The 3,075-nt window shown below is 63.8% G+C and carries 3 protein-coding genes and 1 pseudogene; 2 read left to right on the top strand and 2 right to left on the bottom strand.

Annotation, left to right across the window (positions count from 1 at the left end):
• Nucleotides 1–39 precede the first annotated feature (39 nt).
• Complete coding sequence (locus tag WAN71_RS01920; RefSeq protein ID WP_422223711.1) at nucleotides 40–1,131, bottom strand: methyltransferase; 1,092 nt, start codon at nucleotides 1,129–1,131, stop codon at nucleotides 40–42.
• Nucleotides 1,131–2,315, bottom strand: coding sequence for an FAD-dependent oxidoreductase (locus WAN71_RS01915; RefSeq protein WP_422223710.1), 1,185 nt, complete (start codon nucleotides 2,313–2,315; stop codon nucleotides 1,131–1,133). The genes WAN71_RS01920 and WAN71_RS01915 overlap by 1 nt, the downstream gene beginning before the upstream one ends.
• A gap of 226 nt (nucleotides 2,316–2,541) precedes the next feature.
• On the opposite strand from WAN71_RS01915, the gene WAN71_RS01910 reads away from it, so the two are divergent.
• Together WAN71_RS01910 and WAN71_RS01905 are read left to right on the top strand one after the other, a co-directional pair.
• Nucleotides 2,542–2,814: a YybH family protein gene (locus tag WAN71_RS01910; RefSeq protein ID WP_422223709.1), complete on the top strand. Its 273-nt coding sequence runs from the start codon at nucleotides 2,542–2,544 to the stop codon at nucleotides 2,812–2,814.
• A gap of 13 nt (nucleotides 2,815–2,827) precedes the next feature.
• A pseudogene (locus WAN71_RS01905) lies at nucleotides 2,828–3,075 on the top strand (hypothetical protein); the annotation flags it as partial.

Genomic DNA, 3,075 nt, shown 5'->3' with positions numbered 1-3,075 from the left:
AGCGCTATGTGATGTGGTTATGGCTATGGCTCGACGTGGCTATGCGACTCGGGCCTCCACCACACTGAGCGGTGAAGCGGTTTGCACCACCCGCGTCATCCGGAATCCGGCTTGGCTGAGCAGGTTTCGGTACTCGGCAGCAGTGCGCTCGCGGGCCGACAAATTCAACAGCATCTCCAGATCGGCCCATTTTCCCGGGAAGTCACGGTCATGGTCGGGGATCACCAATTCGACCAGCAGCACCGTGGCTCGCGGGCCGGCAGCGGCGCGAACATTACGCAGGATCTGCACCGCCTTCTCGTCGGGCCAGTCGTGCATGATGTTCTTCAAGACGTAGGCGTCGCCGCCGCCCGGAACCCGGTCGAAAAATGATCCCGCCTCGATACGCACGCGATCAGCAACATCGTGCTTGCACAAGAGGTTCGGCGCGGCCGACACGGCCACCGGCAGGTCGTACAGAACGCCCTGCGAGGCCGGCGCCGACGCCAGGATGGTGGCCAGCAATGGGCCGTGCCCGCCGCCGACATCGACGATAGTCGGGTAGGCGCTGAAGTCGTAGCCGGCGACCACGGACGAATCGGTCAACTCCGAAATGCTCGTCATGGTCCGATGGAAGAGTTCAGCATGTTCGGGATACTCGGCGAAATAGTCGAAGCTTTCCTGGCCGTGTAACACCGGGACGACAGATCGTCCGCTTCGGATAGAGTCAACCAGCAGCGTCCATCGTTCGCGCTGCTCACGCGACCCGTAAAACCGGGCAGCCCAGGCCATCGATACCGCTGCGTCCGAACGCAGGGTGTTGGCAAGGGAATTCAGCTCGTATCGGCCGTCGGGCCGATGACGAAAAACGCCCCGCCCGATCAACGCCCGCAACAGCCGATGCAGTGCGTCCGGGTCCGCGCTCACTCGGTGCGCCAGTTGGTCGATCGTCAATGGCCCGTCGGCGAGCGCGTCGGCGACACCTAGTTCGGCGGCCACCGCGATCGCCTGAGATGCCCAGGTGGCGATGATCATCTCCATCATTGCCGCGGGTGCGGGTGTCAGCCGTTGATTGAGGCGATACAGGTGGTGGCGAACCCACTCGACAATGCGGGCCGCTTTGGCGGGCGGCACTTTTGTGGTGGTCGACATCACCGCACCTCGGCAAGAGAAGTTCGGCTGGCCTCAGCCGCGATTCCGCGGTGACTGACCCAACCCAGGAACCTCGTCAGCACCCACGTCATGAACCGGTCCGAGATCAGCGCCGCCGGTCGCAGCACGTAGTCGGGGCGAGAGACCTGCTGGGTGGTCAACCAGGACACGGCCTTGACCCTGGGCCGCCGGGTATCCTCGTACCAGCGCAGCGCGCTGGAGATATCACCGTGGCCGCTTCGGAAATCCGATAGCGCCTTACGCAACACCATCGTGTCCAGCAGCGCCTGATTGGTGCCCTGCGCAAGTGTGGGCGCCATGGTGTGCGCGGCATCGCCGAGCAGTGTCACCGCGCCGGTGCCGGCGCGGAAAATCGGATGCCGAAAATGCGGGAAAGGTGACGGGGCCAGGTCATCGTCGGTCAAGGTCGCGAGTACTCGGTCGACCAGATCGGACCAGCCGGTGAAATGCGATCGGATCATCTCGATCGGGTGTTGTGGTCTGACGAAGTCAGGCGACCAGGGCAGGTCGAACCACCACTGCAGGTCAGACCCGCCAGCCGGCCACATGCCGAGGCTTCCGTGCTCGCCGATCATCATCGTTGCGACCCGCTTGTCGGCGATGCCCGGAAGAGTGACCAGCCCCTGCCAACTGCACCAGCCGGTCGGCTTCGCGGGTTGCGCGCCGACGATACCGCGAACCACCGAGTGCAGGCCGTCCGCACCGATCAGCACATCCCCGTTTGCCGAGCTGCCGTCTTCGAAGTCAACCCGCACGCCGTTGGGCGTGCTGACCACCCCGACCGCACGGGAGTTGCATCGGACGCGATCGATTGGAAAGCCCTTGAGCAGCCGTTCCAGCAGAATTCGACGTGGCACCATCCGAACGGATGCGCCCAGCCGATTCACCATCGCGTTGAGGTCCATGGTGGCCAGCGGGCGACCGGTGGATGTCATGACCCGCACGGCGGACAGCAGCTGCCCGGCTCCGTCCATATCGACACCGAGCTGATCGAGAACCGTGGCGCCGTTGGACCAGATGGTGACCGCACCACCGCCTACCGTCACGTTCGGCCGCTGGTCGAAGACCGCGACGTCGTGTCCGTCGCGCAATAAACCACGGGCGACCGAGATGCCGCTCACGCCCGCGCCGACGACCAGGATCCGAAGTTTCAGAGGTCTCAACCGACTCCCCGCCCTCTAGTCCTCGGCGTGGCGTTCGTAGTCCCACCGCTCGAGCCGCGCCTGCAGCTTCAACAGGCCGAAACCCGCGAAGGGCGTGCCTACCCAGAAGTAGACCATCAGCAGCGGACTCATCTTACAAACCTTTCTCGGATCTTTCTTTTAACCGCCTGCTGCTACCACGCGGTACCTCGAAGAAAGGTTCACCGCGCCGCCTAGCATCAATCACATGACCGGGTTCTCGGACCTGGCGCCCGACGACCAGCAAGCGATCGGCAAGACGCTGCTGACCTTGCTGACCGGCTTCCGCAACCGCGATGCCGACGCCCTGCGGGCGGTGTATTCCGATGACGCCGACTGGGTCAACGCCTTCGGCACGGTCAAGCGCGGGCGCGAGGAAATCGTCGACTACCTGAGGCACCTATTCGTCGATGGCAACTTCGAGCTGATCGTCTCGGAAATGTTTCAGGATGCGAACACCGAGACGACCTACGCACAATGAGAAAATCAGCGGTGTGAGCCTAGCTATCTCCGAGAAAGAGCGGGCCGCGCTGGCCGAGCTTGAACGCTTCCCACTGTTCGCCGCACTGACCGGGCGACGGTCGCGCCGATTCCCGGTCGGCGGCCAGATCCCCGCCGGAGCACTGGCCTATACCAGCCGTCGACCCGTGCAGCCATTATCGGAAGTCGAACGGGCACTGGTTGTTTCAACCACCGGCGGCGTCACCGGTTGGAACTTCGGCATCAGCCACAACCCTAGCTA

Source organism: Mycobacterium sp. (genome assembly GCF_049280035.1).
In the GTDB taxonomy this organism is placed as follows: domain Bacteria; phylum Actinomycetota; class Actinomycetes; order Mycobacteriales; family Mycobacteriaceae; genus Mycobacterium.
Note: the sequence above shows the minus strand (reverse complement) of the source record. Positions and strands in the feature narration are given on the sequence as shown.